Genomic DNA, 25,376 nt, shown 5'->3' with positions numbered 1-25,376 from the left:
CAGGACGCTGATATTGCCGCAGCGCCAGCCCTTTTGGAACTCGCGCCACCCATGTCTGCCCTCATTGGCGACAAAGGGTACGACGGCGATGGCTTTCGAGCCGAAATCGTCGATCGTGGTGCCAAGCCCGTCATTCCAAACAAATCCAACAGGGTCACTCTCCACAGCTTCAGCAAACGCGCCTACAAGGGGCGCAACGTCATCGAGCGCTGTTTCTGCCGCCTCAAGGATTTCAGGCGTGTCGCAACTCGCTACGACAAACTAGCCACGAACTTCTTGGCTGCCGTCCATCTCGCCGCCATCGTTGCCTATTGGATCAATTGAGTCCGAGCCCTAGATCACGTCCGCGAGCGAGTGGCCGTGCAGCTCGATGTTCAGCCCCTGCATGCCCAAGTCGTTGATCTCGCCGCCCATCGCCTTCAGGCTCTCTTCGCGGATCAGCGACATCAGCCCGCGGCGGAGCGCCAAGAATTCCGACGACATCATCATCGATTGCTGCCGCGGCCGCTCCAGCGGGATCGGGATCTCCGCCTTGATCGAGCCCGGCCGCGCGGTCATGCAATAGACGCGGTCGGACAGGAAGATGGCTTCGTCAATGTCGTGGGTGACAAACAGCACCGAGATCTTCAGCCGCTGCCACATATTGGTGAGGATCTGCTGCATGATGACGCGCGTCTGCGCGTCGAGCGCGCCGAAGGGCTCGTCCAGCAACAGCACTTTCGGTCCCGTCGCGAGCGCGCGGACGATGCCGACGCGCTGCTTCATGCCGCCGGAGAGCTTTTCCGGATAATGCTTTTCGAACGCTTCGAGTCCCGCAAGCCCCAACAGCGTGCGCGCGGCGCGTTCGCGCTGCGAGCGCGGCATGCCGCGCATCTTCAGGCCGAACTCGACGTTCTCGCGCACGGTTTTCCACGGAAAAAGAGAATATTGCTGAAACACCATGCCGCGTTCGGCGCTCGGACCGTTTACCCGCTCGCCGTCGACGGTAACTACACCGGTCGTCGGCTTGAGGAAGCCTGCGACCGCATTGAGCAGCGTCGACTTTCCGCAGCCGGACGGGCCGACGATCGACACGAACTCGCCGGGCCGCACATGGATCTGCGTGTCGGTGACAGCCTGCACCGCGCCCTCGATGGTCTCGTAGGCGAGGGAGAAGTTCTTGACTTCGATGTGGCCTTTTGGGCTGTTCGCTAGCACCTCGCTCATGTCGATCTCCACGGCATCACCAATTGCCCCGCGCCCCGGATCAGCAGGCTCGATCCGAGGCCGAGCACCCCGATCGCGATCATGCCGAGCGCGATGTCGGCATATTGGACCAGCGAATAAGCTTCCCAGGTGAAGTAACCGATGCCGTACTGACCGGAGATCATCTCGGCCGCGATCAGCGACACCCAGGCGACGCCCATGCCGACGGTGAGGCCGGTGAAGATGTGCGGCAGCGAGGCTGGGAAATAGACCTCCCGAAAGATCGAGCGTTCGCGCGCGCCGAGACATTGTGCGGCGCGTACCAGCACGGGGTCGACCAGCGACATGCCGTGCAGGGTGTTGACGAGAATCGGGAAGAACGAACCGAGGAAGGTGATGTAGACGATGCTCTGCTCGTTGGTCGGCCACAGCATGATCGCCATCGGCACCCAGGCGATTGCCGGGATCGGCCGCAGCACTTCGGCGACCGGGAAAATCACCTCATGCACCAGCTTGAAGCGCCCCATGATCAGGCCGAGCGGCACGCCGACGATCGCCGCGAGCGAGAATCCGATGAAGATGCGCCGGCAACTGAGCAGGATGTGCATCAGGAATTTGGGATCGTGAATCGCCTTTATGAAGCTGTCATAGACCGCGAGCGGCGAGGGCACGTTGGTGAAGCGCACGAAGAACACGACCCGATAGGTCGTGAGCAGATGCCAGACCAGCAGAAAGGCGAGCAGCGAAATCACGCCGATTGCCGCCGCGCGCAGACCTGCCCGATTGAGCCGGTACCAGCGCAACCCCAGTGTGGCGAAGGAAGGCGGCGTCGAAGGCCGGATGATGGCGGCGGGCGCGGAGCCCGCCTCAGCAAGTGCTGTTGCCGGCATGCTGTCCTCGGGCTGTCTGACGAGGGCGGGGCTGCTCACGTCTTGCCTCCGCCGACGGCGGCCTTCATCGCTTCATCGAAGCCGAGCACCTTGCCGCTGATCTTGGCAGCGTAGGCTTCGGCGTCCTTCTTCAGCAGGAACGGGGCGACCTCGCTATTGCCGACGGCGAAGAAGGCCTGATCGGCGAACAGCTTGATGCCGCGCGTGGTGTCGAAGACGTAGGCGACGTTGATCTTCTTGCCCTTGGCCTTGTAGTCGGCATAGGCGCCGAGCGTGCAGCTGGCGGACGAGAAGGGCATGATGCCGGCACCGTCGACCCAAACTTCGCCCGCCTTGCGCGGATCGGTGATGGGCTTCTTGCAGAAGCTGTCCTCGCCCGAGATCTCATAGTTGTTGGTGCTCGCGAGCTGGGCGTCGTAGTCGAGCTTCATTTCGGCATAGGCCTTGCGGATGTATTTGTCGTCGACCCATTTCTTCGGATCGAACTCCTTCATGCGGCCGAGATTCTGTAGCACCTTGACGTCGGTCGTGGCCGCATCGATCAGCGCTGGCTTGATCGTCGGATCGGTCGTCATATTGCCGCTGGGCCCTAAGAAGATGTAGACGACCTCCTTGTTGATGCCGGTCCATTCCTGGATCTTCTCGGCGGCCAGCTTGGGATCCGCACGCAGCCACTGATTGGCGGCGATTAGCGCCTTGAAATAGGCGACGACGACCTCGGGATATTTTTCGGCGAAGTCGGTGCGAACCACGATGCCGTGGAAGGTCGGCAAGTTCGTTTCGACGCCGTCGAAGATCTTCCGCGCGAAGCCGCGGAACGGCAACAGCTCGGCGAAGGGGACGAAATCGGCGTGCCCGTCGATCTTCTTCTCCTGCAGATTGGTCGAGCCGACCTCCGGGCTCTGGCTGACGAGCTGGAAGAAATCGGACGCATAGCCGCGATCCTGCATCGCTTTCAGCACCATGCCGTGCGCGGCGGAGCCGAAAGGCACGCTGACGAGCTTACCCTTGAGATCGGCGAGGTCGTAATAGGGTGAGTCCTTGTGGACGACGAGGCCGTTGCCCGAGCCGGACAGGCTGTAGGCGGCGATGCCGACGAGGCGGCTCTTGCTCTCCGGATTGCTCTCGAAGGTGAATCCGTTCACGATGAGCGGATAGTCGCCCATCATCCCGATCTGCAGCTTGTTCGCCATCATCGCGTTGGTGACGGGCGGACCGGAGGTGAAGTTCTGCCATTCGAGCTCGAACTTGATGTTGGCGTATTTGCCGTCCTTCGGCAGGTACTTCTCGAGCAGTTGCAATTGGCGGATGACGACGCCTGCGGTGACCGTGTTGGTCGTGGTATCCTGCGTTCCGATGCCGAGCTTGACGGTTTCCGCAGAAGCCGGCTGCGCGACGAGCAGCGCCAGCGACGTCACCGACATCGCGATCGAGAGCGTGGGAAGATGGCGGACCATTCTCATCCTCATTCGGTTGGATGTGCTGTGGGTGCCATGATTGGGGGAGGGCGCAAGCAGGGCAAATCCGGAGTGGCCGCCGCAGTCGATTAGTTGCCGGGAAAAGCTGATTGCATACTCCTTGGGCAGTCCTGCACTATAAAGCCGCTTGCCTGTGCATCGGCCATGGTCGCGGGCCCCCCTCAATCCGTCGCCTGGCCGCGCATCTCCTCGAGAATGTCGGTCCGGCAGACCACGATCTGCGACCGTTTGGTCAGCACGATTCCCTTCTCCTGCATCCGCTTCAGGCTGATCGTGACCCATTGCCTGGTGGCGCCGACCATGTGGGCGATGTCGGCGTGGGTGAAGGCCGCGGCGATCACCGTGCCGTCGGCATCCTCGACGCCGTAGAGCTCGACGAGATGCAGCAAGAGATGGGCGAGACGCTGCGTGATCGAGCGCGTCCCCAGCATCTGGGCCAGCGCCGAATAGCATTTGCCCTTGAACGTCAGGCCTTCGATCAGGCCAATCGCGAGGTTCGGGATCTCTGTAGCAAGGGACCGCAGTTCCTTTCCGGGCAGGTGCACGACGCTGCAATTACTGGAGGCAACGCCGGACCATTGATGCACGGTGCCTTCGAACACTTCGGGACCGCCGACGAAATTGCCAACATGCCAATAGGCCAGCGTGATTTCGCGTCCAAGTGGCGAGGTGTAGAACACGCGGATGCGGCCGCTCTCGATCAGCCAGATGCCGTCATGCTTGCCGCCCTGGCTGAACAGCGTCTGGCCGCGGTTCAGCACCTTGCGGCGGCCCTGCTTCAGCACCAACTCCCGCTCGCGCGGTGAGAGCTTGTCCATCAACGGTGGTGGACCGCCGATCCATTGCTGGTTCTCGGTGAGCAGTAGCGAGGAGCTGCCGGCAGGCCGTATCGCTGCGGGAACAGCCCCGCGCACCGCATTCGCCGCCTGCAACATCGCCTGCCTCCCGAACGTTCAAATCGTTCTAAAGAGGAGCAATGTCCGTGCCAGATGGGGGCAGACGCCTCGCGCGGGGAAACGACACCGAAGACCGGGTCACCGCCCCGCCAAGTTCAGCAGATACGACTTCGGATATATTCCCCGGTTGTGCCCATCCGAGAACGAGATGTTCAGCCCATAGCCGAGATCGCCGATGTCGGTGATCGCAATTCCCGGAAACGCTTTGGGGAAGCGGCCGTCGAAGCGGGCGCGGGTGCAATGGGCGCATTTGCAGGAGAGGCGGAGTGTTTCGGCAGAAACGCTGAGCGCGTCGTCCTGCGCCGTGCGGACCAGGAGCGAAGCGAGATCGGCGCTGGCTTCGTAGCCGGCTACGGTCGGTGCCACCAATGTCATTATCATGACGAACCTCTGACTTCATTCTACGTCGAGACGGGAACGCACGAATAGCAACTAATTGCCGGTGCGGGCGGGATCGCGAGCCTGTTCTTCGAGCAACCCACGCGAAATGTGAAACTAATCCACCGGGAATTTCACTTCAGAATTGCCGGACTCTCCTCTCTCCGAAACCTTGCGCGTCATCGATGACCAAGGAGAGACGATGAGTGCATTTCAGAAGGAAACGGTTCTGTCGGTCAGGCACTGGACCGATTCCCTGTTCAGCTTCACCGCGACGCGCGATCCCGGCTTCCGCTTCCAGAACGGCCAGTTCGCAATGATTGGTCTGGAGGTCGGGGGCAAGCCGTTGATGCGGGCCTACAGCATGGCCAGCGCCAATCACGAGGAGGCGCTCGAATTCTTCTCGATCAAGGTGCAGGACGGCCCGCTCACCTCTCGCCTTCAGAAGATAAGGGAAGGCGACATCATCCTGGTCGGTCGCAAGGCGACGGGCACGCTGATCACCGGCAACCTCATTCCGGGAAGACGCCTGCTGCTGCTTTCAACCGGAACGGGCCTGGCGCCCTTCGCCAGCCTGATCAAGGACCCCGACGTCTATGAGAATTGCGAGACCATCGTGCTCGCCCATGGCTGCCGCCAGGTCTCGGAACTCGCCTATGGCGAGCACCTCGTCGAGGACCTGCGCAATCACGAATTCTTCGGCCCCTTGATCCGCGACAAGCTCGTCTACTACCCGACCGTCACCCGCGAGCCGTTCCGGAATCGCGGCCGCATCACCGACCTGATCGCCTCGAACCAGCTCTTCGAGGATATCGGACAAGCGAGCCTCGACATCGAAACTGACCGCATCATGCTGTGCGGCAGCCCGGCGATGCTCGAGGAACTCCACGCGATGTTCGCGGCGCGCGGCTTTGTCGAGGGCAACCATAGCCAGCCCGGCCATTTCGTCATCGAAAAAGCCTTCGTCGAGCGCTGAGCTACAAATCGCGTCCCAGCGACAACTAATTGCTATCGCGGCGACGCCCCCTGAACAAATCTGACGCAAAGGCGCCGGGATCGGCGAACCAGGAGCAAGCGATGGCACTAGATCAGATCGTCGACGGACTTTCGGAAGTTTCCTGCGATGTGCTGGTGATCGGCGGCGGCACAGCCGGCCCGATGGCGGCACTGAAGGCGAAGCTGAAGAACCCGAAGGCCAATGTCGTCCTGCTCGAGAAGGCGAACGTCAAGCGCTCCGGCGCGATCTCGATGGGTATGGATGGGCTCAACAACGCCGTCATCCCCGGTTACGCGACGCCCGAGCAGTACACCAAGGAAATCACCATCGCCAATGACGGCATCGTCGACCAGAAGGCGGTCTATAAATACGCGCAGAACTGCTACAGCATCATCGAGGAGCTCGACAGTTTCGGCATCCGCTTCCTGAAGAACGAGAACGGCGACTATGCCGTCAAGAAGGTGCACCACATCGGCACTTACGTTCTGCCCATGCCGAACGGCGAGACCGTGAAGAAGGCGCTGTATCGCCAGCTCCGCCGCGCCCGCATCCTCATTTCCAACCGCTACATGGCGACGCGCCTGGTCAAATCGGGCGACGGCCGCATTGCCGGCGCCATCAGCGTCAATACGCGTACCGCCGAGATGCTGGTGATCAAGGCCAAGGCCGTGATCCTCTGCATGGGCGCCGCCGGTCGCCTCGGTCTGCCGACGTCCGGCTACATGTTCGGCACCTACGAGAACGCCGCCAATTCCGGCGACGGCTACGCCATGGCCTATCACGCCGGCGCAGCGCTCGCGAACCTCGAATGCTTCCAGATCAACCCGCTGATCAAGGACTATAACGGCCCGGCCTGCGCCTATGTCGCCGGCCCGTTCGGCGCATATACGGCAAACAACGAAGGCTCGCGCTTCATCGAATGCGACTACTGGTCCGGCCAGATGATGCTGGAGTTCTACAACGAGCTCCTCTCCGGCAAGGGTCCGGTGTTCCTCCAGCTCAAGCATCTCCACCCCGACACCATTTCCGAGATCGAATCCACGCTGCACAAGGTCGAGCGTCCGACGCGCGGCCTGTTCCAGCAGGGGCGCGGGGTCGACTACCGCAGTGAGTCCATCGAGATGCATATCTCCGAGATCGGCTTCTGCTCCGGCCACAGCGCGTCAGGCGTGTTCGTCGACGACAATGCCCGCACCACCGTACCCGGCCTCTATGCCGCCGGCGACATGGCGAGCGTCCCGCACAATTACATGCTCGGCGCCTTCACCAACGGCTCGGTCGCAGGCATCGACGCGATGGAGTTCGCCGACAACCATGATTTCGCGGAATTCGACGCGGCCGACGTCGCCATGGAACGCGAGCGCGTGATGGCGCCGACCAAGCGCGAGGACGGCATTCCGCCGAACCAGATCGAGTACAAGACCCGCCGTCTGGTCAACGACTATCTCCAGCCGCCGAAGGTCACGCGCAAATATGAGCTCGGCATGCGGCGGCTCGCCGAGGCGCGTGAGGATATGCAGGAGCGCATGATCGCGCGCAACGCGCACGAATTGCTGCGCGCGCTCGAAGTGCAGTCGATCATGGACTGTGCCGACATGGCCGCACACGCTTCGCTCTACCGCGAAGAGAGCCGCTGGGGTCTCTATCACTGGCGGACGGACTTCCCGGAGAAGGACAACGAGAACTGGTTCTGCCACACGCTGCTGTCCAAGCAGGACGGCAGGATGACCAGCGAGAAGCGCGCAGTCGAGCCCTATGTCGTGCCGATCGCGGACGACGAGAAGGACCTCTACGACAAGCAGCGCATTCGCGCCTCGGCCTGATCCACCAGAACATAGCCAACAGGAGACATCACATGCCTCTCGCGTCCTATCAGACATCGGTTCCGGTGGTGGTCGACGACACCAAATGCATCGCGGACAAGGGCTGCACGGTGTGCGTCGATGTCTGCCCGCTCGACGTGCTGCGCATCAGCGACATGACCAACAAGGCCTACATGGCCTATGACGAGTGCTGGTATTGCATGCCCTGCGAAGCGGATTGTCCGACCGGCGCCGTCACCGTCAACATTCCCTATCTGTTGAGGTGATCATGTCGAGCCCGTTCGAATCCTATGACGATCTCGAAGACGCCGACGAGCGGCTGCAGGCGGCCGATCCCGCCGAACGCCGCGTCGCCATCATTGCACTCGGTCATTCCGGCGATCCCGCCGCGGTCGCACATCTCGCCAAAATGGTCACCGATCCCGATGCCGGTGTGCGCCAGCAGGTCGCGATGGCGCTCGGCGAGTTCGACGGACCGGAGGCAGCAAGCGCGCTGGTGAAGCTGCTCGTCGATCCCGAGAGGATCGTCGCGGCGGCTGCGGCCGACAGCATGGCTGAATTCAAGGATCCCGCCTGCGCCGACGCGATTCTGCCGCTGGTCAGGCATACCCACGCTTTCGTCCGCATGGGCGCTCTGCGCGCGCTGAAGGAACTGCGGCGCAGGGATACACTCAAGCCCGCGCTGGAAGCGCTCCAGGACCCTGACGCCGCCGTGCGCGTGCAGGCGATCGGCGTGATCGGCTTCCTCAAGCTGGAGGAATCCATTCCGGCGCTGACCGCGCTGATCAACGATCCCGATGCCCATGTGCGCCGCGCCGCCGTGAGCGCATTGGCCTTTTCGCAGATGAAGCCGGCGGCGGAGACCATCACCCGCGCGCTGAAGGATGCCGACTGGATGGTCCGCGAGATGGCAGCGGAGACGCTGGGTCTCAACGTGAATGGTGCAATCGCGGCTGATCAGCTCGTCGGCTGCCTCGCGGACGAGTTCTGGCAGGTGCGGCTGAAGGCGATCCGCAGCCTTGGCAAGATGAAGATCGAACGCGCGGTGCGGCCGATCGGCAATTGCGTCAATCACGACCAGGCGAATTTGCGCAAAGAGGCCGCCGCCGCGCTAGGTGAGATCGGCCACCCTGACGGCGAGGCATTCCTGGCCGTGATCGCCGACGATCCTGATCCTGATGTCCGCAAGAATGCGCGCTGGGCACTGCACCAGATTGCAGCGCGAAAGGCGCGGGCAGGGGCTTAATTGCACGACGCGTCGCCGCTCTGGACTTCCAGCGCCAGACGTTTATTGGTCTTCGCTAACGGGAACGGCCGCTGCGAATGCGGCCATTCCTTAGAACAGCGAGGACGCGGCCATGACGACATTGACTGTAAAGGACCTTCTCCCCGAGGACGGCACGAAGGGAACGCTGGTCGGCCGCGTCTGGCTGCCGCAGGTCAACGGTCCGGCCATCGTCGCCGTGCGCGGTGACGGCGTGTATGACGTCACAGCAAAATTTCCGACCATCAGCGCGCTCTGCGAGACGGACGATCCCGCCAAGGCGCTTGCCGCCACCAAGGGCGAGCGCATCGGTGATCTCGAGGCGATCGTCGCCAACACCCCGCCGGACGGGCGCGATCCCCAAAAGCCCTGGCTGCTCGCGCCCGTCGATCTCCAGACGCTGAAGGCCGCCGGCGTCACGTTCGCGATCTCGATGCTGGAACGCGTTATCGAAGAGCGCGCCAAGGGCAATCCGGCCTCGGCCGAAGCGATCCGGAAAGAAGTGACGCGCCTGATCGGCGACGATCTGTCAAAGCTCAAGCCGGGCTCGGATCAGGCGATGCACCTGAAGCAAGTGCTGATCGATCAGAATGCCTGGAGCCAATATCTTGAGGTCGGCATCGGTCCGGATGCCGAGGTTTTCACCAAGGCGCCCACCTTGTCGTCGGTCGGCACCGGCATGGATGCCGGCCTGCACCCGAAATCGACCTGGAACAATCCCGAGCCCGAGCTCGTGCTGTTCGTGTCGAGCCGCGGCAAGATCGTCGGGGGCGCGCTTGGCAACGACGTGAACCTGCGCGACTTCGAGGGCCGCTCGGCGCTGCTGTTGTCGAAGGCCAAGGACAACAACGCGTCCTGTTCGATTGGTCCGCTGCTGCGCCTGTTCGACGACACCTTCACGCTCGACGACGCGCGCAGGCTGGACATCAGCCTGAACGTCATGGGGACGGACGGCTTCGTTCTCGACGGCCATTCCTCGATCAGCAAGATCAGCCGCGATCCGACCGATCTCGTCGCGCAGACCATCGGCAAGGTGCATCAATATCCTGACGGCTTCGTGCTGTTCCTCGGCACCATGTTCGCACCCGTGAAGGATCGCGATGCGCCGGGGCAGGGATTCACCCACAAGCGCGACGACATTGTCACTATCGCAGCGCCTCAGCTCGGCAAGCTCGTCAACCGCATGCGCACCAGCGACGAGTGCGAGCCCTGGACGTTCGGCATCGGCGCACTAATGAAGAACCTGGCGCAGCGGAAGCTGATCTAGCGCTGCTGCCCTTCGCCTCCCGCAAGCGGGGGCGCACCTTCGCCCCGCTGACAGCTGAGGCTCCATCGCGCCGCCTAATTTCTTCATCCCTCCGTTGCATGAAGGGAGCAAAATCGCGCTGAACGTGTCATAACTCGCTCGCCCCACCTCGCTGCGTTTGCTCCAAATAGTCAAATAATATGACTAGTCGGAACTCAACTTCCGTGAAATAGTGCCCGCCGCTGGCGCGAAGGCCGGCCTGTGGGTGCCATGCTACCAATCGGCGCCCCCGGATAAAACACCTTGGGAGACGCGCCTGATGCCCCCTAAAGCTCTCTGTGCGACCAGCGCCATGGCCGCCTTGTTGCTCGCGACGCCGGCCAGCGCCCAGCTCACGATCGGCTTCTCGCAGATTGGATCGGAATCCGGCTGGCGCGCGGCCGAAACGTCCGTCTCAGCATGAAGTCGACCTCCTGCACCGCGCCAAAGCTCTTGCTGATCCCCCGCACCTCGGGCGTGCTTCTATTCGCCTTCATCGCCCTGCTGCAGGGGCTGGTCGCGCTTGCGCGCCGGCCGGCGGCGAAGCATGCGGGAGCGGCGTCATGACCTCGCGGATCGTCGTCATCCCGACGCGGCGGGCCCATTCCAACCATGCGGAGGTGGCGCGTTCGATCGGCGTCGACATCATCGCCGGCCGCTATGCGGAAGGCACGCGCCTGCCGGGGGATGCCGAGATGATCGCAATGTTCGGCGTGTCGCGGCCGGTGCTGCGCGAGAGCGTCAAGACGCTGGTCGCCAAGGGCCTGCTCACCACCAAGGCGCGGGTCGGCACCGTCGTGCGCGAGCGAGGTGCCTGGAACATGTTCGACGCAGACGTGCTGGCCTGGCACCTCGATGCCGGCATCGACAAGCGCTTCCTTGACGACCTCGCCGAGATCCGTCTCGCCGTGGAGCCGCGCGCGGCGATGCTGGCGGCGACACAGCGATCCGAGCAAGACATCAGCGAGCTGCGCCGCAGCATGGATCGGATGCGGCATGAAGCGTCCGACTCGGTCGGTTTTGCAGATGCAGATCTCGCGCTTCATGTTGCCGTGGCGCGTGCCTCGGGCAATCTGTTCATGCGCTCGATTGGGCATGTCATTGAAGCAGCGCTGCGCGCCTCTTTCCTGCTCAGCGCTCCGGTCGAGCCGGAGGATCGCGATACCGTGCTGCTCTGGCATCAGAAGATCGTCGATGCCATCGTCGCGGGCGATGCCCATGCCGCATCCGAGGCCATGGTCTATGTCATTCACAACGGCATGCGCCGCCATGACAGTACGGCGATCGAGACCGCCCCGGCCGAGCCGCCACCGTCGGCCGACACTGGAGAACAAGCGTGACAGACCTTCGCATCGCCATCGTCGGCTTCGGCAAGATCGCGCGGGACCAGCATGTGGCGGCGATCGCCGCCACACCGGGCGCAACGCTTGCCGCCGTGGCGAGCCGCAACGCCTCGCTGCAGGGGGTGCCGCATTTTGCGACCATCGAGGAATTGCTTCAGAAGGGGCCGCCGATCGACGCGGTCTCGCTCTGCACGCCGCCGCAGGTGCGGCGGGCCCAGGCCGCGGCGGCGCTCGCCGCCGGCAAGCACGTCATGCTGGAGAAGCCGCCGGGCACCGGCGTTGCCGAGCTTGATCCGTTGATCGCGATGGCGGCGGGTGCGAAGCGGACATTGTTTGCGACCTGGCATTCGCGCCATGCGCCGGCGGTGGAGCCGGCCCGGCAATGGCTCACTGATCGGCACATCAAATCCGTTCACATCAGTTGGAAGGAGGACGTGCGTGTCTGGCATCCCGGGCAGGGCTGGATCTGGGAGCCCGGCGGCCTCGGCGTGTTCGATCCGGGCATCAATGCGCTGTCGATCCTGACCAGGATTCTGCCGAAGCCCGTGTTCGTCACCGCGGCCGAGCTGGCCTTTCCGGCCAATTGCCAGGCGCCGATCGCGGCGAACCTGAACCTGACGGATATCAGCGGCCTGCCCGTGACCGCCGAGTTCGACTTCCGCCAGACCGGGCCGCAGAGCTGGGATATCCTCGTCGACACCGATCAGGGCCGGCTGACGCTGTCCAGCGGTGGCGCGCGCATGGCCGTCGACGGCAAGGTGCTTGCCGAAGGGCCAGATGAGGAATATCGCGGGCTCTACCGACGCTTCGTCGCGCTCGCAGTGACCGGCGCAAGTGACGTCGATCTGACGCCGCTCCGTCTCGTCGCCGACGCCTTCCTGCTCGGCAAGCGCACGATCGTCGAACCGTTTGTGGATTGAGCATGGCCGCATCAACAATCACAAGAGACGTGTTCGGGACGCTGCCCGACGGCCGCGAGGTCGAGCGCGTCGTGCTGCGCGGGGAGGGCGGCTTCGAGGCGCGCATCATCAGCTACGGCGCGGTGCTGCAGGCGTTGATCGCGCCGGATGCCAACGGCGGATATGACGACGTCGTGCTTGGCCATGATGCCTTCGCCGGCTATCTCGCCGAACGGAAGTTTCTGGGCGCCACCGTCGGCCGCTATGCCAACCGCATCGCCAAGGGACAGTTTTCGCTTCAAGGCGAGACGGTGCAGCTAGCGGTCAACAACGGTCCGAATGCGTTGCACGGCGGGCTCGAGGGTTTTGATCGCAAGCTCTGGGAGATCGCGGAGATCGACGAAGGCGCCGAGCCCGCGGTGACGCTCACCTATGTCAGCCCGCATGGCGAGGAGAGTTATCCCGGTAGGCTCGACGTTCGCGTGACCTATCGCATCACCGGGCCGACCGAGCTGTCGCTGCTGATGGAAGCGCGGACCGACCGGCCGACCGTCGTCAATTTGACCAACCACAGCTTCTTCAATCTCGAGGGTGCGACGTCAGAGACGTCCATTCTCGACCACCGCCTGATGGTCGCCGCCGAGCAGTTCCTCGCCATCGATCCCACCGCCATTCCGCTGCCGGAGCCGCCGCGCAGCGTGGCCGGCACGCCGTTCGATTTCCGCAAACCGTGGCCGGTGGGTGAGCGCATCCGCGAAGGTGACCCGCAATTACGCAACGGCAGGGGCTACGACCACACCTACTGCCTCGGGCGCGACGGCAAGCTTGCGCTCGCGGCGCGGCTGGAGGCGCCGCGCTCCGGGCGCATCATGGAGCTGTTCACCGATCAGCCCGGACTTCAGGCCTATTCGGGCAATTATCTCGACGGTACGATGTCCGGCAAGGGCGGCAAGCTGATCCGGCAATCGGACGCCATGTGCCTGGAGCCGCACATCTGGCCCGACGCGCCGAACCGGCCGGATTTCCCGAGCCCGCGCCTCGATCCCGGCGCGGTCTATCGCCATCACACGGTCTATCGCTTTTCAGTGAGGTCGCCATGATGGAGCAGGTGCCGACGACTGTCCTCTCGGATCATCCTTGCCATCTCGGCGAAGGTCCGACCTATGACGTGACCACGGATATGGCGTGGTGGTTCGACATTCGCGAAGGCAAGCTGTTCGAGGCGCAACTCGGCACCGGCACTGTCCGCAGCCACGCGCTCGGGCGGATGGCGAGCGCGCTGGGGCGTATCGACGCCGAGCGGCAGCTGATCGTCGCCGAAGATGGCCTCTACATTCGCAAGCTCGCTGATGGTTCGATGACGCTGTTCTGTCCGCTCGAAGCGGACAATCCGATGACGCGCTCGAACGATTGCCGCGTGCATCAATCGGGTACGTTCTGGATCGGCACTATGGGCAAGAAAGCCGAGCCGAAGGCGGGCGCGATCTACGCGCTTCATCGCGGCAAGATCTCGACGCTGTTTCCCGGCATCAGCATTCCCAATTCGATCTGCTTCTCGCCCGACGGCGCCACCGGCTACTTCACCGACACGCCGCGTGCGGTGCTCTATGCCGTGCCGCTCAACCCCGCGACCGGCCTGCCGCGCGGCGAGCCGGAGGTGCTGTTGCGCCACAGCGGCATCGGCGGTCTCGACGGTTCAGTATGCGACGCCGACGGGCAGATCTGGAATGCGTGCTGGGGCGCGAGCCGGATCGACGTCTACTCGCCGCAAGGCGAGCGCCTGCGTTCGCTTAGCGTGCCGGCGAAGCAGGCGAGCTGCCCCGCCTTCGTCGGCCCCGACCTGTCGCGCCTGCTCGTCACGTCGGCCTGGCAGGATATGGACACGGCGGCACGCGCTGCCGATCCGCAAGCCGGCTGCACCTTTCTGCTCGAAGCAGCCGCGCGCGGACGCGCGGAACCCGACGTCAAGCTCGCATAGGAGGCCCAAGCCGTACACGACCGTCGTTCTCGACACCACGAAGAAAGTCTGACACCCAAAGGGAGTGAAACATGCTGAAACTGAAGACAACATTTCTCGCGCTGGCGTTGGCCAGTGCCGCCACGATGGCCACAGGCGTCGCTGCCTTCGCCCAGAAGGCGACGGTCGGCATCGCCATGCCGACGAAGTCCTCGGCGCGCTGGATCGACGACGGCAACAACATGGTCAAGGTGCTGAAGGAGCGCGGCTACAACACCGACCTGCAATATGCCGAGGACGACATCCCGAACCAGCTCTCCCAGGTCGAGAACATGGTGACCAAGGGCGCCAAGGCGCTGGTGATCGCCGCGATCGACGGTACCACCTTGTCCGACGTGCTCAAGCAGGCGAAAGCAAAAGGCATCACCGTGATCGCCTATGACCGCCTGATCCGCGGCACGCCGAACGTCGACTATTACGCGACCTTCGACAACTTCCAGGTCGGCGTGCTCCAGGCGGAATCGATCGTGCAAGGTCTCGGTCTGAAGGACGGCAAGGGCCCCTTCAACATCGAGCTGTTCGGCGGCTCGCCCGACGACAACAATGCCTACTTCTTCTACAACGGCGCCATGAGCGTGCTGAAGCCGTATATCGACAGCGGCAAGCTCGTCGTCGTGTCCGGCCAGATGGGCATGGATAAGGTCGCGACCCTGCGCTGGGACGGCGCCACTGCGCAGGCCCGCATGGACAACCTGCTCAGCGCCTACTACGGCAACAAGAAGGTCAACGCCGTGCTGTCGCCCTATGACGGCCTCTCGATCGGCATCATCTCCTCGCTGAAGGGCGTCGGCTACGGCAGTGCCGGCCAGCCGATGCCCATCATCTCGGGCCAGGATGCCGAGGTGCCCTCGATCAAGGCGATGCTGCGCGGCGACCAGTACTCGACCATCTTCAAGGACACCCGCGACCTCGCCAAGGTGACCGCCGACATGGTCGACGCCGCGCTCGCCGGCAAGCAGGTCACCGTCAACGACACCAAGACCTACGAGAATGGTGTCAAGACCGTGCCGTCCTATCTGCTGAAGCCGGTTGTGGTCTACAAGGACAATTGGGAGAAGACCCTGGTCGACAGCGGCTACTACAAGAAGTCGCAGTTCCAGTAAGACTCTCTCTTTTTCCCCTCTCCCCGCCTGCGGGGAGAGGGTTAGGGTGAGGGGCCTCTTTCCATACGGGCAGTGGTTGGAATGCACTCCGTCATTGCGAGCGCAGCGAAGCAATCCAGTCTGCCACCGCGGAAATTGTCTGGATTGCTTCGCTGCGCTCGCAATGACGATGTGGATGCAGCGATATCAGTCAACCTCTCCCCGCACGCGGGGAGAGACGAAGTAACGCAAGGGACACCAAAGCCATGACCGCCATGCTGGAGATGCGCAACGTCAGCAAGAGCTTTGCCGGCGTGCAGGCATTGCGCGACGTCAACTTCTCGGTTCGCGCCGGGCAGATCCATGCGCTCGTCGGCGAGAACGGCGCCGGCAAGTCGACGCTGATGAAGGTGCTGAGCGGGGTCTATCCGCACGGCAGCTACGAGGGCACCATCGTCTTCGAGGGCGAGGAGCGCCGCTTCCGCGACATCAATGATTCCGAGGCGCTGGGCATCATCATCATCCATCAGGAGCTGGCGCTGATCCCGCTGATGTCGATCGCGGAGAACATCTTCCTGTCGCATCCGCCGTCGAAGTTGGGGGTGATCGACCGCGACGAGGTCTACCGGCGCACGCGCGAGCTGCTGGCGCAGGTCGGCCTGAAGGAATCGCCGGATACGCTGATCACCGATCTCGGCGTCGGCAAGCAGCAGCTTGTCGAGATCGCGAAGGCGCTGTCCAAGCGGGTGCGGATGCTGATCCTGGACGAGCCGACCGCGAGTCTCAACGAGGCCGACAGCGCCGCGCTGCTCGAACGGCTGATGACGTTCCGCGAGCAGGGCATCGGCTCGATCCTGATCTCGCACAAGCTGAACGAGGTTGCCAAGGTCGCCGACCACATCACCGTGCTGCGCGACGGCCGCACGGTGGACAGCATCGACTGCCACGCCGAGCAGATCCAGGAAGATCGCATCATCCGCAGCATGGTCAACCGCGACATGGCGCACCGCTTCCCGGAGCGCAACGTGAAGATCGGCGAGCCCGTGCTCGACGTCGAGAACTGGTCGGTCTATCACCCCATCCATCCCGAGCGGCAGGTGATCAAGAACGTCAGTTTCGGTGTCAAGCGCGGCGAGGTCGTGGGCATTGCCGGGCTTATGGGGGCAGGGCGCACCGAGTTCGCCATGAGCCTGTTCGGCCGCTCTTGGGGCACCAATATCAGCGGCACTATCCGGCTCGAAGGCCGTGAGATCGCGCTGCCGAGCGTCGCCGCCGCGATCGACGCCGGCCTTGCCTACGTCACCGAGGACCGCAAGCAGCTCGGCCTGATCCTCGCCGACGACGTCCGCAAGAACATTACGCTGGCGAGCCTCGACCAGGTCGCACCTGGCAGGGTGATCGACGACATCGCCGAGCTCAAGGTCGCCAGCGACTACCGCAACCGCATGCGCATCCGCTGCTCCGACGTCTACCAGGAGACCGGCCAGCTCTCCGGCGGCAACCAGCAAAAGGTCGTGCTGTCGAAATGGCTGATGACCGACCCGAAGGTCCTGATTCTGGACGAGCCGACCAGGGGTATCGACGTCGGTGCCAAATATGAGATTTACTGTATCATCAACGAGCTTGCGGAAGCCGGCCGCGGCGTCGTGGTGATCTCCTCGGAGATGCCCGAGCTGCTCGGCATCTGCGACCGCATCTGCGTCATGAACGACGGCGCCTTCGTCGGCGAGTTCAAGGGCTCAGAGGCGACACAGGAAAAGATCATGCGCGCCATCATGCGCAACGAACGAAGCATTGGGAACGCCGCGCCCGCGGCCGCGGAGATGGGAGGATCGCAGCTATGACCGACAAGACGGTTTCGCTGCCCGAGGAGCGCCGGCACGGCAGCTTCATCAAGAACAATTTGCGCAATTACGGCATGTTGATGTCGCTGGTTGCAATCATGCTGTTCTTCCAGGTCGTGACCGGCGGCACGCTGCTGCAGCCGCTCAACCTCACCAACCTGGTGCTGCAGAACAGCTACATCGTCATCATGGCGCTGGGCATGCTGCTGGTCATCGTCACCGGCCATATCGACCTTTCGGTCGGCTCGGTCGCGGGCTTCATCGGCGCCGTGGCGGCCTTGCTGATGGTGACCTACAAGGTCGATTATACGCTCGCCTTCATCGCTTGCCTCGCGCTCGGTGGCGCGATCGGTGCGGCGCAGGGCTATTGGGTGGCCTATTTCAAGATCCCCTCCTTCATCGTGACGTTGGCGGGCATGCTGGTGTTCAAGGGCCTGGCGCTCGCGGTGTTGCAGGGCCAGTCGCTCGGGCCGTTCCCGGCGACCTTCCAGAAGCTGTCCTCGGGTTTCATTCCGGAACTGCTGCCGGAGGCCGGCACGCTGCATCCGACCTCGATGCTGATCGGCGCCGTTCTCGCGCTCGGGCTCGTCTATGCCAGCGCCAAGGGAAGGTCGCGCGAGCAGTCGCACGGCATCGAGGTCGAACCCTATGCGTTCTTCCTCGGCAAGAGCATCTTGCTCGCCTGCGCCGTGCTCTATTTCACCTATCTGATCGCCTCGCATCGCGGCCTGCCCAACGTGCTGGTGATCATGACTGCGCTGATCGCGCTCTACGGCTTCGTCACCCGCCGCACCGTGATCGGCCGGCAGATCTACGCCGTCGGCGGCAACGCCAAGGCGGCGAGCCTGTCTGGCATCAAGACCGAGCGGCTGACCTTCCTCACCTTCGTCAACATGGGCGTGCTCGCCGCGCTCGCCGGCCTCGTCTTCGCCGCGCGGCTCAACACGGCGACCCCGAAGGCCGGCCTCGGCTTCGAGCTCGACGTCATCGCCGCCTGCTTCATCGGCGGCGCCTCGGCCTATGGCGGCGTTGGACGGGTCGGCGGTGCCGTGGTCGGCGCCATGATCATGGGCGTGATGAACAACGGCATGTCCATCCTTGGCATCGGCATCGACTATCAGCAGGTCATCAAGGGCCTGGTGCTGCTGGGCGCGGTGTGCATCGACGTGTACAATCAGCGGCGGTAGCGCTTCGTAGCCCGGATGCAGCGCAGCGTAATCCGGGTCTCTGCGCTTGGTGAGATTTCCCGGATTGCGCTGCGCTGCATCGGGCTACGGTCCTAAGCACTACGGCAGCGGTGATTGCGTCGTGAACAGCACGGTCGCGATCCCGATCGAGAGCCCCACCGCCGATACGGTTCCCACCGTCGACAGCACGCCCATGCGCCTGAGCGCGATGGCGAAGGCAATGATGATGGGTGTTGCGGTCATCAGCCCGATCTGTGCATCGCTCATGGGATCGTCCGGCGCTCCGTGAAGCTCTGAGCCGGTTCGTACCGCGAAACGGCTGGCTGAACGTTGTGTCGGCGCAAACAGGAGCCCTGCAGTCCTCCAGTTTGTCCGGCAACAAATTCGGAACCGGGTGGCCGAGCTAAGTCTGACCGGCGTCCTGATCCAGAAAGACGATGTCGACGGCCGAGTGCGAACAGCAGGAAACAGGCTGGGGAATCCTGCAGGATCTCCCCGGCGATCCCATGATCTGGGTGCTGATCTTCAGCGAACTCGTCGCCTTCGGCCTGCTCCTCGGCGCCTTCTCTGTCGCCCGCGCGATTCACCCCGCGGTGTTCGCGGCCGGGCAGGCCACGCTCGATTCGCATCTCGCCGGCCTCAACACCGTCGTGCTGGTGACCAGCGGCTGGGCGGCGGCCCGGGCGACCAAGGCCGTGCGGAATGGACAACGGGCAACGACACGATACTGGCTTCTCGGCGCCATGGCGCTCGGCTGCCTTTTCATCGCGATCAAGCTCGCAGAGTACGCCGAAGAAACCGGGCGCGGGGTCGGGCTTGAGACCAATCCCTTCTTCACGCTCTACTTCCTGCTGACCGGCTTTCATCTCCTGCACGTTGGCCTCGGCATCATCATTCTCGCCGTGGTCTGCCGCCGTGCCGGGATATCAGGCGTCGAGACGGGAACGGCCTTCTGGCACATGGTCGATCTGGTCTGGATCGTGATGTTCCCGATCCTGTATCTGGTGAAATGACCATGCCAGATAGTGTCGACGTCACCTGGATCGCCTTGATCGGCCTTGCGCTTGCGACCGTCCTGCTGCCGCCGCTAATACCACGGGCGCTGCTCGGCAACGCTCTGCTGCTTGCCTTCGCCGCGCTCAAGGGGCATCGCATCGCGCTCGACTTCATGGATATTCGCGCCGTCCCCGCACTCTGGCGCGGTCTCGTCGCGAGCTGGATCCTCATCGTGCTGCTGCTTGCCTGGCTCGCCTCGGCGCTCGTCGCCCTGATCTGACGCGCTCATTGCGCCCTGACAAAGAACGGGCCGGGCAAAGCGGCAATAAATCACACCATCGCAATTTCGCAGGAATCAACCGGAAAGGATTGGCAATGGCTGAACGCCTGACCAAGTCGGCCGCTCGAAACGTCTTCTACGGCGGCTCGGCCTTTTTCTTCGCCATCTTCATAGGGCTAACGGCGCACAGCCATTACTACATGGCCACGACATCGACCGACGCAGCCACGCTGACGTCTTCGGTTGCCCGCGGCAAGCACGTCTGGGAGAAGAATTCTTGCATCAACTGTCATACCCTGCTGGGCGAGGGCGCCTACTTTGCGCCTGAAGTCGGCAATGTCTGGGATCGCTGGGGTGGCAACGAGGATCCGGCCGCCGCGCGCGAGACATTGAAGGCCTGGATGCAGTCGCAGCCTTCGGGCGCACCGGGCCGCCGGCAGATGCCTCAATTCAACCTCACCGACCAGGAGCTCGATGATCTCGCCGACTTCCTGCAATGGACCAGCAAGATCAAGCGCCAAGAGTGGCCGCCGAACAAGGCGGGCTGAGCGCATCGCTTCCTGAAATCCCTCAAGACAGAGAGCCTGAGATGAAATATCAGACCCAGAAAGTCGCGATGCTGTATTTCTACGGCGCGCTGACCCTGTTCGTGGCGCAGGTCCTATTCGGCCTCGTCGCTGGAACGATCTACGTCCTGCCCAACACGCTGTCGACCCTGCTGCCGTTCAACGTCGTCAGGATGATCCACACCAACGCGCTGATCGTGTGGTCGTTGATCGGCTTCATGGGCGCGACCTACTTCCTGCTGCCCGAGGAAACCGAGACAGAGCTCTACAGCCCGCTGCTGGCCAAGATCCAGTTCTGGATGTTTTTCGGTGCTGCGGGTGTGGCTGTGGTCGGTTATCTCTTCCAATACCACGAGGGCCGCGAATTCCTCGAACAGCCCTTCATCATCAAGGTCGGCATCGTCGTCGTCTGCCTGATGTTCCTGTTCAACGTCACCATGACGGCGCTGAAGGGCCGTAAGACCACGATCACCAACATCCTGCTATTCGGGCTGTGGGGCGTTGCGATCTTCTTCCTGTTCGCCTTTTACAACCCGGTAAATCTCGCGGTCGACAAGATGTACTGGTGGTATGTTGTTCATCTCTGGGTCGAGGGCGTCTGGGAGCTGATCATGGCCTCCGTGCTCGCTTATCTCATGATCAAGCTCAACGGCATCGACCGCGAAGTGGTCGAGAAGTGGCTCTACGTCATCATCGGGCTGGCGCTGTTCTCCGGCATCCTCGGCACCGGCCATCATTTCTACTGGATCGGCGCGCCCGGTTACTGGCAGTGGATCGGCTCGCTGTTCTCCACGCTCGAGGTCGCGCCGTTCTTCACCATGGTGATCTTCACGGTGCAGATGACCTGGAAGGCCGGCCGCAAGCACCCGAACCGCGCTGCATTGTTGTGGTCGGTCGGCTGCTCGGTCATGGCGTTCCTCGGCGCCGGTGTCTGGGGTTTCCTGCACACCCTGTCCTCGGTCAACTACTACACCCACGGCACCCAGGTTACCGCCGCGCACGGCCATCTCGCCTTCTTCGGCGCCTATGTGATGCTGAACCTGTCCGTGATGGCCTATGCAATCCCACAGATCAGAGGGCGTGCGCCCTACAATCAATGGCTCTCCATGGCGAGCTTCTGGATCATGTGCACCACCATGATGGTGATGACCTTCGCGCTGACCTTCGCCGGCGTGGTCCAGGTCCATCTCCAGCGCGTGCTCGGCCAGGGCTACATGGACGTGCAGGACCAGCTCGCGATGTTTTACTGGGTCCGGCTGGGGTCCGGCGTGTTCGTCGCGATCTCCGCGCTGATGTTCGTGTGGGCCGTGCTTGTGCCCGGTCGCGCCCGTCAGCCGGTCATCCCCGGCGCGTTGCAGCCGGCCGAGTGAGCGCGCAAAGGCGGCCGTGGCTCGCTGCGGCCGCCGTCACTATGTGAATTCCGGAGAAAGACCATGAATGCAGCAATTCTCGCCGTGGCGAAGCCCGAACCTCAGCCGCCCGCCTATATTGCCAGTGGCAACGAATGCGCGCTGTTCGAGCACGCTTGGCGCAATCAGCTGCCGGTGCTGCTGAAGGGGCCGACCGGCTGCGGCAAGACGCGCTTCGTCACGCATATGGCGGCGCGGCTGGGATTGCCGCTGCACACCGTCGCCTGCCACGACGATCTCACCGCGGCCGATCTCACCGGCCGCTATCTGCTCAGGGGCGGCGATACCGTGTGGAGCGACGGCCCGTTGACGCGGGCGGTGCGCGAGGGCGGCATCTGCTATCTCGACGAGGTCGTGGAGGCGCGCAAGGACGTAACGGTGGTGCTGCATCCCCTGACCGACGATCGCCGCATCCTGCCTCTGGAGCGTACCGGCGAGCAGCTTGCCGCGCCGAACAGCTTCATGCTCGTCGTCTCCTACAATCCAGGCTATCAGACGCTGCTCAAGGCGCTCAAGCCGTCGACGCGGCAGCGCTTTGTCGCGATCGAGTTCGGCTTCCTGCCGCCGGAGCAGGAGATTGCGGTGGTCGCCGCCGAGAGCGGACTATCGCCGGAGCGCGTGCGGCCGCTGGTCGGGCTGGCTGGCCGGCTGCGCGCGCTGAAGGGCCACGACCTGGAGGAGGGTGTCTCGACCCGGCTCGTCGTCTATTGCGCGACCCTGATTGCGGCCGGCATGCCGACGGCCGATGCCGTGCTCGCTGGCATGATCGAGCCGCTGACCGACGATGCCGATGTCAAGGCGGCGCTGCTGGACGTCGCGCGTGCCGTGATCGGCTGAGGCGGCTCCGATGCTCGATTTCCTCGAACTGGAAGAGACCGTCGGCCGCGCCTGGCACCGCATGGTCGGTGGCACCGCCAGCTATCCGGTTCATGCCGAGCATGCGGTCTCGCTTGCGGAAATGAGAAACAGGCTCGCGGTGATGTTCCGCGCGCTGGGCGGTGAGGCGGGTGTGCAGATCGCCGGTGCCGGCGCGCGCAAGTCCGGGCATCGGCTCGGCTGGCGGCAACGCATCGGTCTCGGTGACGAGCGCCTGGAGCAGCCGGGCCGCGATGCCACCTCCATCTTCCTTCCTGAAAGCATCGCGATCTTTCCCGACAACGCGCTGAATGCAGCGCTCTATCGCTGGCTCGCGGCATGGTTCGCAGCCGCGCCGATCGAAACCATCACCGAATCCGATCCGCTGCGGCGGGATCTTCTGGTGTTGCGCCGGGCCAGCGAGACGGCGGTCTTCGTGCTCACGCAATTTCCCGGCCTCGTCGACGACTATGCGCAACTCGCCGCAGCAACTGCCGAAGCCAGGCCGCGTCGCCCCTTGCCGCGCATCGAGCAGGAGGTCGAGCAGATCGTGCTGGCGCTACTTGGAACCGGAAAGGCTCCCGTGGGCAAGCTGTGGCCGGCGATGATGGGAACGGAGCCGCTACCGGTCAAGGCGTCGCCTGGCTATCGCTCGATGCTTCCGTGCCCGCTGTGGGGCGATTGCTGGACCCGCGAGCTGTCGCCTGCGCATGCGGGCGTGGATGAATGCGCCGATGGTGCGGAGGCCGCGAGCGAGGACAATCGCAAGCACTTTGCCGTGCGCGAGCGCGAGGACGGCGCCAATCGCCGCGATCCCTTCGTACTCAACCGCTTCGAGAAAATTCTCGCGATGGCCGAGATGGTCAATGTCGACCGCCCCACCGATGACAGTGAGGAGGAGGATGCGCAGAAGGCGGCGGACGATCTCGAGGAGATAACGCTCAGCCGCCGCAGCGGCAAGCCGGCGGGCCGGTTCAAGTTTGATCTCGACCTCCCGCCGGAGGCCCTCGATGCCTCGCGCTTGACTGCGGACCTGACCTATCCAGAATGGGATTATCGCAGCGGCTCCTATTTGCCGGATCATTGCCGCGTACTCGCATCTGCCGCCCCCGAGAATGGGGAAAGCTGGACGCCCGACGAGACCATGCGCCGGCACATCCGCCAGGTGCGCCGCCGCTTCGAGGTCCTGCGGCCGCGCCATGAGTTGATGCGGGCTCAGGCCGACGGGCATGATCTGGATCTAGACGCGCTGGTGCGTGCGCGGTGCGATCTCCGCGCCGGCAGCAGCAGCGGTCTTGATCGCGTCCACGTGGCGATGCGCCCGCAAGGTCACGATCTCGCTGTCACGCTGCTGGTCGACGTCTCGCTCTCCACGGACGCCTGGGCCAATGGCTACCGCGTGCTCGACGTCGAGAAGGAGGCGCTGCTCGTGCTTGCCCACGGCCTATCCGCCTGCGGCGATCACCACAGCATCCTGACCTTCACCTCGCGCCGGCGCTCCTGGGTGCGGCTCGAGACGGTTAAGGCGTTCGGCGAGCCGATGAGTGACGTGGTCGAGCGCTGCATTGGCGCGCTCAAGCCCGGCTATTACACGCGGATCGGTGCGGCGGTACGGCATGCCGTCGCCGAGCTTGCACGCCAGCCGCAGCGCAAGAAGCTGCTGCTCGTCCTCACCGACGGCAAACCGAACGACGTCGACCACTATGAAGGGCGCTTTGCGGTCGAAGACACCAGAAAGTCCGTGCAGGAAGCGCGCCGGCTCGGGATCGCGGTGTTCGGCGTAACGATCGACGCGGCGGCGCAATCCTATTTTCCGGCCCTGTTCGGGCGCAGCGGCTATGCGATCGTCGGCAACATCAAGCGACTGCCCGCGGCACTGCCGGCGATCTACCGGCAGGTGGCCCACTGAGGCGGTTCATGCAACTCGACGTTGGGCTATTGCTCACGGCTTGGGTATATGATCGAATGTCCGGATGGACCAGAGCCGGCCAAATCCCGATCTGATCATCTTCGACTGCGACGGCGTGCTCGTCGACAGCGAGCTCTTGAGCTGCCGCTGCCTGTCCGAGGTCCTGGCGGAATTCGGTCTCGTGCTCAGCGAGGAGCAGGCGCTCGAGCTGTTTCTCGGACGCAGCACCAAGGCCGTCGAGCAGCATTATCGCGATCTCGGGCACTCGCTGACGGACGCCTTCCCGCCCCGACTGAAGTCGCGTGTGCTGGAGAATTTTGCCGCCTCGCTCGCGCCGATTCCCGGGGTGGAGGCGGCGATCTCCGGACTGACCGTGCCGTTCTGCGTGGCCTCGTCGAGCGATCTCGACCGCGTCTCGCTCTCGCTCGACGTCACCAGTCTTCGGGCATATTTCGGCGATCGGATCTACACCGCGCAGATGGTCAGGCACGGCAAGCCGGCGCCTGATCTCTTTCTTCATGCGGCCGAGAGCATGCGCACGCCGCCATCGCGCACGCTGGTGATCGAGGATAGCGTCAGCGGCGTGCAGGCGGGTAAGGCGGCCGGCATGACCGTCTGGGGATTTGTCGGCGGCGGCCATTATCGCAGCCGCGATGGCCGGGCTATATTATCGGCCGCCGGGGCCGATCGGGTCTTTACACATATGAGCGATCTCTGGGAGGTGTGAGCGCGC

Annotated in this window: 27 protein-coding genes and 1 pseudogene; 22 read left to right on the top strand and 6 right to left on the bottom strand. The window is 63.7% G+C overall.

Annotated features, from left to right (window positions below):
• On the top strand, positions 1–324 hold a 324-nt coding region (locus GA0061099_RS30740), incomplete at its 5' end, for an IS5/IS1182 family transposase (protein ID WP_074448212.1).
• 9 nt (positions 325–333) lie between these two features.
• On the opposite strand, the gene GA0061099_RS30735 is transcribed toward GA0061099_RS30740, so the two are convergent.
• The 5 genes from GA0061099_RS30735 to GA0061099_RS30715 all read right to left on the bottom strand — a co-directional run bounded on the left by GA0061099_RS30735 (position 334) and on the right by GA0061099_RS30715 (position 4,884).
• On the bottom strand, positions 334–1,206 hold the full coding sequence (locus GA0061099_RS30735) for an ABC transporter ATP-binding protein (protein WP_036005639.1): 873 nt from the start codon (positions 1,204–1,206) through the stop codon (positions 334–336).
• Entirely contained in the window at positions 1,203–2,114 is a 912-nt protein-coding gene (locus GA0061099_RS30730) for an ABC transporter permease (RefSeq protein ID WP_036005583.1), read from the bottom strand. The genes GA0061099_RS30735 and GA0061099_RS30730 overlap by 4 nt, the downstream gene beginning before the upstream one ends.
• The gene (locus GA0061099_RS30725) at positions 2,111–3,532 is read right to left on the bottom strand and encodes an ABC transporter substrate-binding protein (protein WP_036023356.1); all 1,422 of its coding nucleotides are present in this window, start codon (positions 3,530–3,532) and stop codon (positions 2,111–2,113) included. The genes GA0061099_RS30730 and GA0061099_RS30725 overlap by 4 nt, the downstream gene beginning before the upstream one ends.
• 182 nt (positions 3,533–3,714) lie before the next feature.
• Entirely contained in the window at positions 3,715–4,488 is a 774-nt protein-coding gene (locus GA0061099_RS30720) for a Crp/Fnr family transcriptional regulator (protein ID WP_036023359.1), read from the bottom strand.
• Positions 4,489–4,587: 99 nt separating this feature from the next.
• Positions 4,588–4,884, bottom strand: coding sequence for a gamma-butyrobetaine hydroxylase-like domain-containing protein (locus GA0061099_RS30715; RefSeq protein ID WP_036023361.1), 297 nt, complete (start codon positions 4,882–4,884; stop codon positions 4,588–4,590).
• Positions 4,885–5,089: 205 nt separating this feature from the next.
• Here GA0061099_RS30715 and GA0061099_RS30710 point away from each other — a divergent pair, with 205 nt between their 5' ends.
• The 14 genes and pseudogenes from GA0061099_RS30710 to mmsB all read left to right on the top strand — a co-directional run bounded on the left by GA0061099_RS30710 (position 5,090) and on the right by mmsB (position 18,628).
• Positions 5,090–5,863: a ferredoxin--NADP reductase gene (locus GA0061099_RS30710; protein ID WP_036023387.1), complete on the top strand. Its 774-nt coding sequence runs from the start codon at positions 5,090–5,092 to the stop codon at positions 5,861–5,863.
• A 101-nt stretch (positions 5,864–5,964) separates the two neighbouring features.
• The gene (locus GA0061099_RS30705) at positions 5,965–7,707 is read left to right on the top strand and encodes a fumarate reductase/succinate dehydrogenase flavoprotein subunit (RefSeq protein ID WP_036023365.1); all 1,743 of its coding nucleotides are present in this window, start codon (positions 5,965–5,967) and stop codon (positions 7,705–7,707) included.
• A 32-nt stretch (positions 7,708–7,739) separates the two neighbouring features.
• Positions 7,740–7,973 carry a 4Fe-4S dicluster domain-containing protein gene (locus GA0061099_RS30700; RefSeq protein WP_036023367.1) on the top strand — a complete coding sequence of 78 codons (234 nt, stop codon included), beginning with the start codon at positions 7,740–7,742 and terminating at the stop codon, positions 7,971–7,973.
• 2 nt (positions 7,974–7,975) lie between these two features.
• The gene (locus GA0061099_RS30695; protein WP_036023369.1) at positions 7,976–8,953 is read left to right on the top strand and encodes a HEAT repeat domain-containing protein; all 978 of its coding nucleotides are present in this window, start codon (positions 7,976–7,978) and stop codon (positions 8,951–8,953) included.
• Between the two features lie 112 nt (positions 8,954–9,065).
• Complete coding sequence (locus GA0061099_RS30690; protein ID WP_036023370.1) at positions 9,066–10,238, top strand: fumarylacetoacetate hydrolase family protein; 1,173 nt, start codon at positions 9,066–9,068, stop codon at positions 10,236–10,238.
• A gap of 331 nt (positions 10,239–10,569) precedes the next feature.
• Positions 10,570–10,674 (top strand): annotated as a pseudogene (locus GA0061099_RS40435) (sugar ABC transporter substrate-binding protein); the annotation flags it as partial.
• Positions 10,675–10,676: 2 nt separating this feature from the next.
• Complete coding sequence (locus tag GA0061099_RS41465; protein ID WP_157784002.1) at positions 10,677–10,823, top strand: hypothetical protein; 147 nt, start codon at positions 10,677–10,679, stop codon at positions 10,821–10,823.
• Positions 10,820–11,596 carry a FadR/GntR family transcriptional regulator gene (locus GA0061099_RS30685; protein ID WP_036005559.1) on the top strand — a complete coding sequence of 259 codons (777 nt, stop codon included), beginning with the start codon at positions 10,820–10,822 and terminating at the stop codon, positions 11,594–11,596. Before GA0061099_RS41465 ends, GA0061099_RS30685 begins: the two co-directional genes overlap by 4 nt.
• Positions 11,593–12,519: a Gfo/Idh/MocA family protein gene (locus tag GA0061099_RS30680; protein ID WP_036023372.1), complete on the top strand. Its 927-nt coding sequence runs from the start codon at positions 11,593–11,595 to the stop codon at positions 12,517–12,519. The genes GA0061099_RS30685 and GA0061099_RS30680 overlap by 4 nt, the downstream gene beginning before the upstream one ends.
• Positions 12,520–12,521: 2 nt before the next feature.
• Positions 12,522–13,598, top strand: coding sequence for an aldose epimerase family protein (locus GA0061099_RS30675; protein WP_036023374.1), 1,077 nt, complete (start codon positions 12,522–12,524; stop codon positions 13,596–13,598).
• The gene (locus GA0061099_RS30670) at positions 13,598–14,476 is read left to right on the top strand and encodes an SMP-30/gluconolactonase/LRE family protein (protein WP_074448204.1); all 879 of its coding nucleotides are present in this window, start codon (positions 13,598–13,600) and stop codon (positions 14,474–14,476) included. The genes GA0061099_RS30675 and GA0061099_RS30670 overlap by 1 nt, the downstream gene beginning before the upstream one ends.
• A gap of 71 nt (positions 14,477–14,547) precedes the next feature.
• Positions 14,548–15,618 carry a multiple monosaccharide ABC transporter substrate-binding protein gene (chvE, locus tag GA0061099_RS30665; protein WP_036005529.1) on the top strand — a complete coding sequence of 357 codons (1,071 nt, stop codon included), beginning with the start codon at positions 14,548–14,550 and terminating at the stop codon, positions 15,616–15,618.
• Between the two features lie 245 nt (positions 15,619–15,863).
• Complete coding sequence (gene mmsA / locus GA0061099_RS30660; protein WP_036023397.1) at positions 15,864–17,441, top strand: multiple monosaccharide ABC transporter ATP-binding protein; 1,578 nt, start codon at positions 15,864–15,866, stop codon at positions 17,439–17,441.
• Positions 17,438–18,628 carry a multiple monosaccharide ABC transporter permease gene (gene mmsB / locus GA0061099_RS30655; protein ID WP_036005525.1) on the top strand — a complete coding sequence of 397 codons (1,191 nt, stop codon included), beginning with the start codon at positions 17,438–17,440 and terminating at the stop codon, positions 18,626–18,628. Before mmsA ends, mmsB begins: the two co-directional genes overlap by 4 nt.
• A gap of 99 nt (positions 18,629–18,727) precedes the next feature.
• Here the strand turns inward: mmsB and GA0061099_RS41460 are convergent, their stop codons facing one another.
• The gene (locus GA0061099_RS41460; RefSeq protein ID WP_085974376.1) at positions 18,728–18,895 is read right to left on the bottom strand and encodes a hypothetical protein; all 168 of its coding nucleotides are present in this window, start codon (positions 18,893–18,895) and stop codon (positions 18,728–18,730) included.
• A gap of 170 nt (positions 18,896–19,065) precedes the next feature.
• Here GA0061099_RS41460 and GA0061099_RS30650 point away from each other — a divergent pair, with 170 nt between their 5' ends.
• The 7 genes from GA0061099_RS30650 to GA0061099_RS30620 all read left to right on the top strand — a co-directional run bounded on the left by GA0061099_RS30650 (position 19,066) and on the right by GA0061099_RS30620 (position 25,370).
• The gene (locus GA0061099_RS30650) at positions 19,066–19,641 is read left to right on the top strand and encodes a cytochrome c oxidase subunit 3 family protein (protein WP_036005523.1); all 576 of its coding nucleotides are present in this window, start codon (positions 19,066–19,068) and stop codon (positions 19,639–19,641) included.
• Positions 19,642–19,643: 2 nt separating this feature from the next.
• Positions 19,644–19,904, top strand: a complete 261-nt coding sequence (locus GA0061099_RS30645; RefSeq protein WP_036023432.1) for a cytochrome C oxidase subunit IV family protein — start codon at positions 19,644–19,646, stop codon at positions 19,902–19,904.
• Positions 19,905–19,999: 95 nt separating this feature from the next.
• Complete coding sequence (locus GA0061099_RS30640; RefSeq protein WP_036005521.1) at positions 20,000–20,452, top strand: c-type cytochrome; 453 nt, start codon at positions 20,000–20,002, stop codon at positions 20,450–20,452.
• Between the two features lie 41 nt (positions 20,453–20,493).
• Positions 20,494–21,840, top strand: a complete 1,347-nt coding sequence (locus tag GA0061099_RS30635) for a cbb3-type cytochrome c oxidase subunit I (protein ID WP_074448203.1) — start codon at positions 20,494–20,496, stop codon at positions 21,838–21,840.
• A 63-nt stretch (positions 21,841–21,903) separates the two neighbouring features.
• Complete coding sequence (locus GA0061099_RS30630; RefSeq protein ID WP_036023401.1) at positions 21,904–22,716, top strand: CbbQ/NirQ/NorQ/GpvN family protein; 813 nt, start codon at positions 21,904–21,906, stop codon at positions 22,714–22,716.
• Positions 22,717–22,726: 10 nt separating this feature from the next.
• Positions 22,727–24,643, top strand: a complete 1,917-nt coding sequence (locus GA0061099_RS30625; RefSeq protein WP_036023404.1) for a nitric oxide reductase activation protein NorD — start codon at positions 22,727–22,729, stop codon at positions 24,641–24,643.
• 64 nt (positions 24,644–24,707) lie between these two features.
• Positions 24,708–25,370, top strand: a complete 663-nt coding sequence (locus GA0061099_RS30620; RefSeq protein ID WP_036023407.1) for an HAD family hydrolase — start codon at positions 24,708–24,710, stop codon at positions 25,368–25,370.
• Positions 25,371–25,376 lie beyond the last annotated feature (6 nt).

This window comes from Bradyrhizobium yuanmingense (assembly GCF_900094575.1).
Lineage (GTDB): Bacteria > Pseudomonadota > Alphaproteobacteria > Rhizobiales > Xanthobacteraceae > Bradyrhizobium > Bradyrhizobium yuanmingense.
This window is presented reverse-complemented; position numbering and strand designations above follow the sequence as displayed.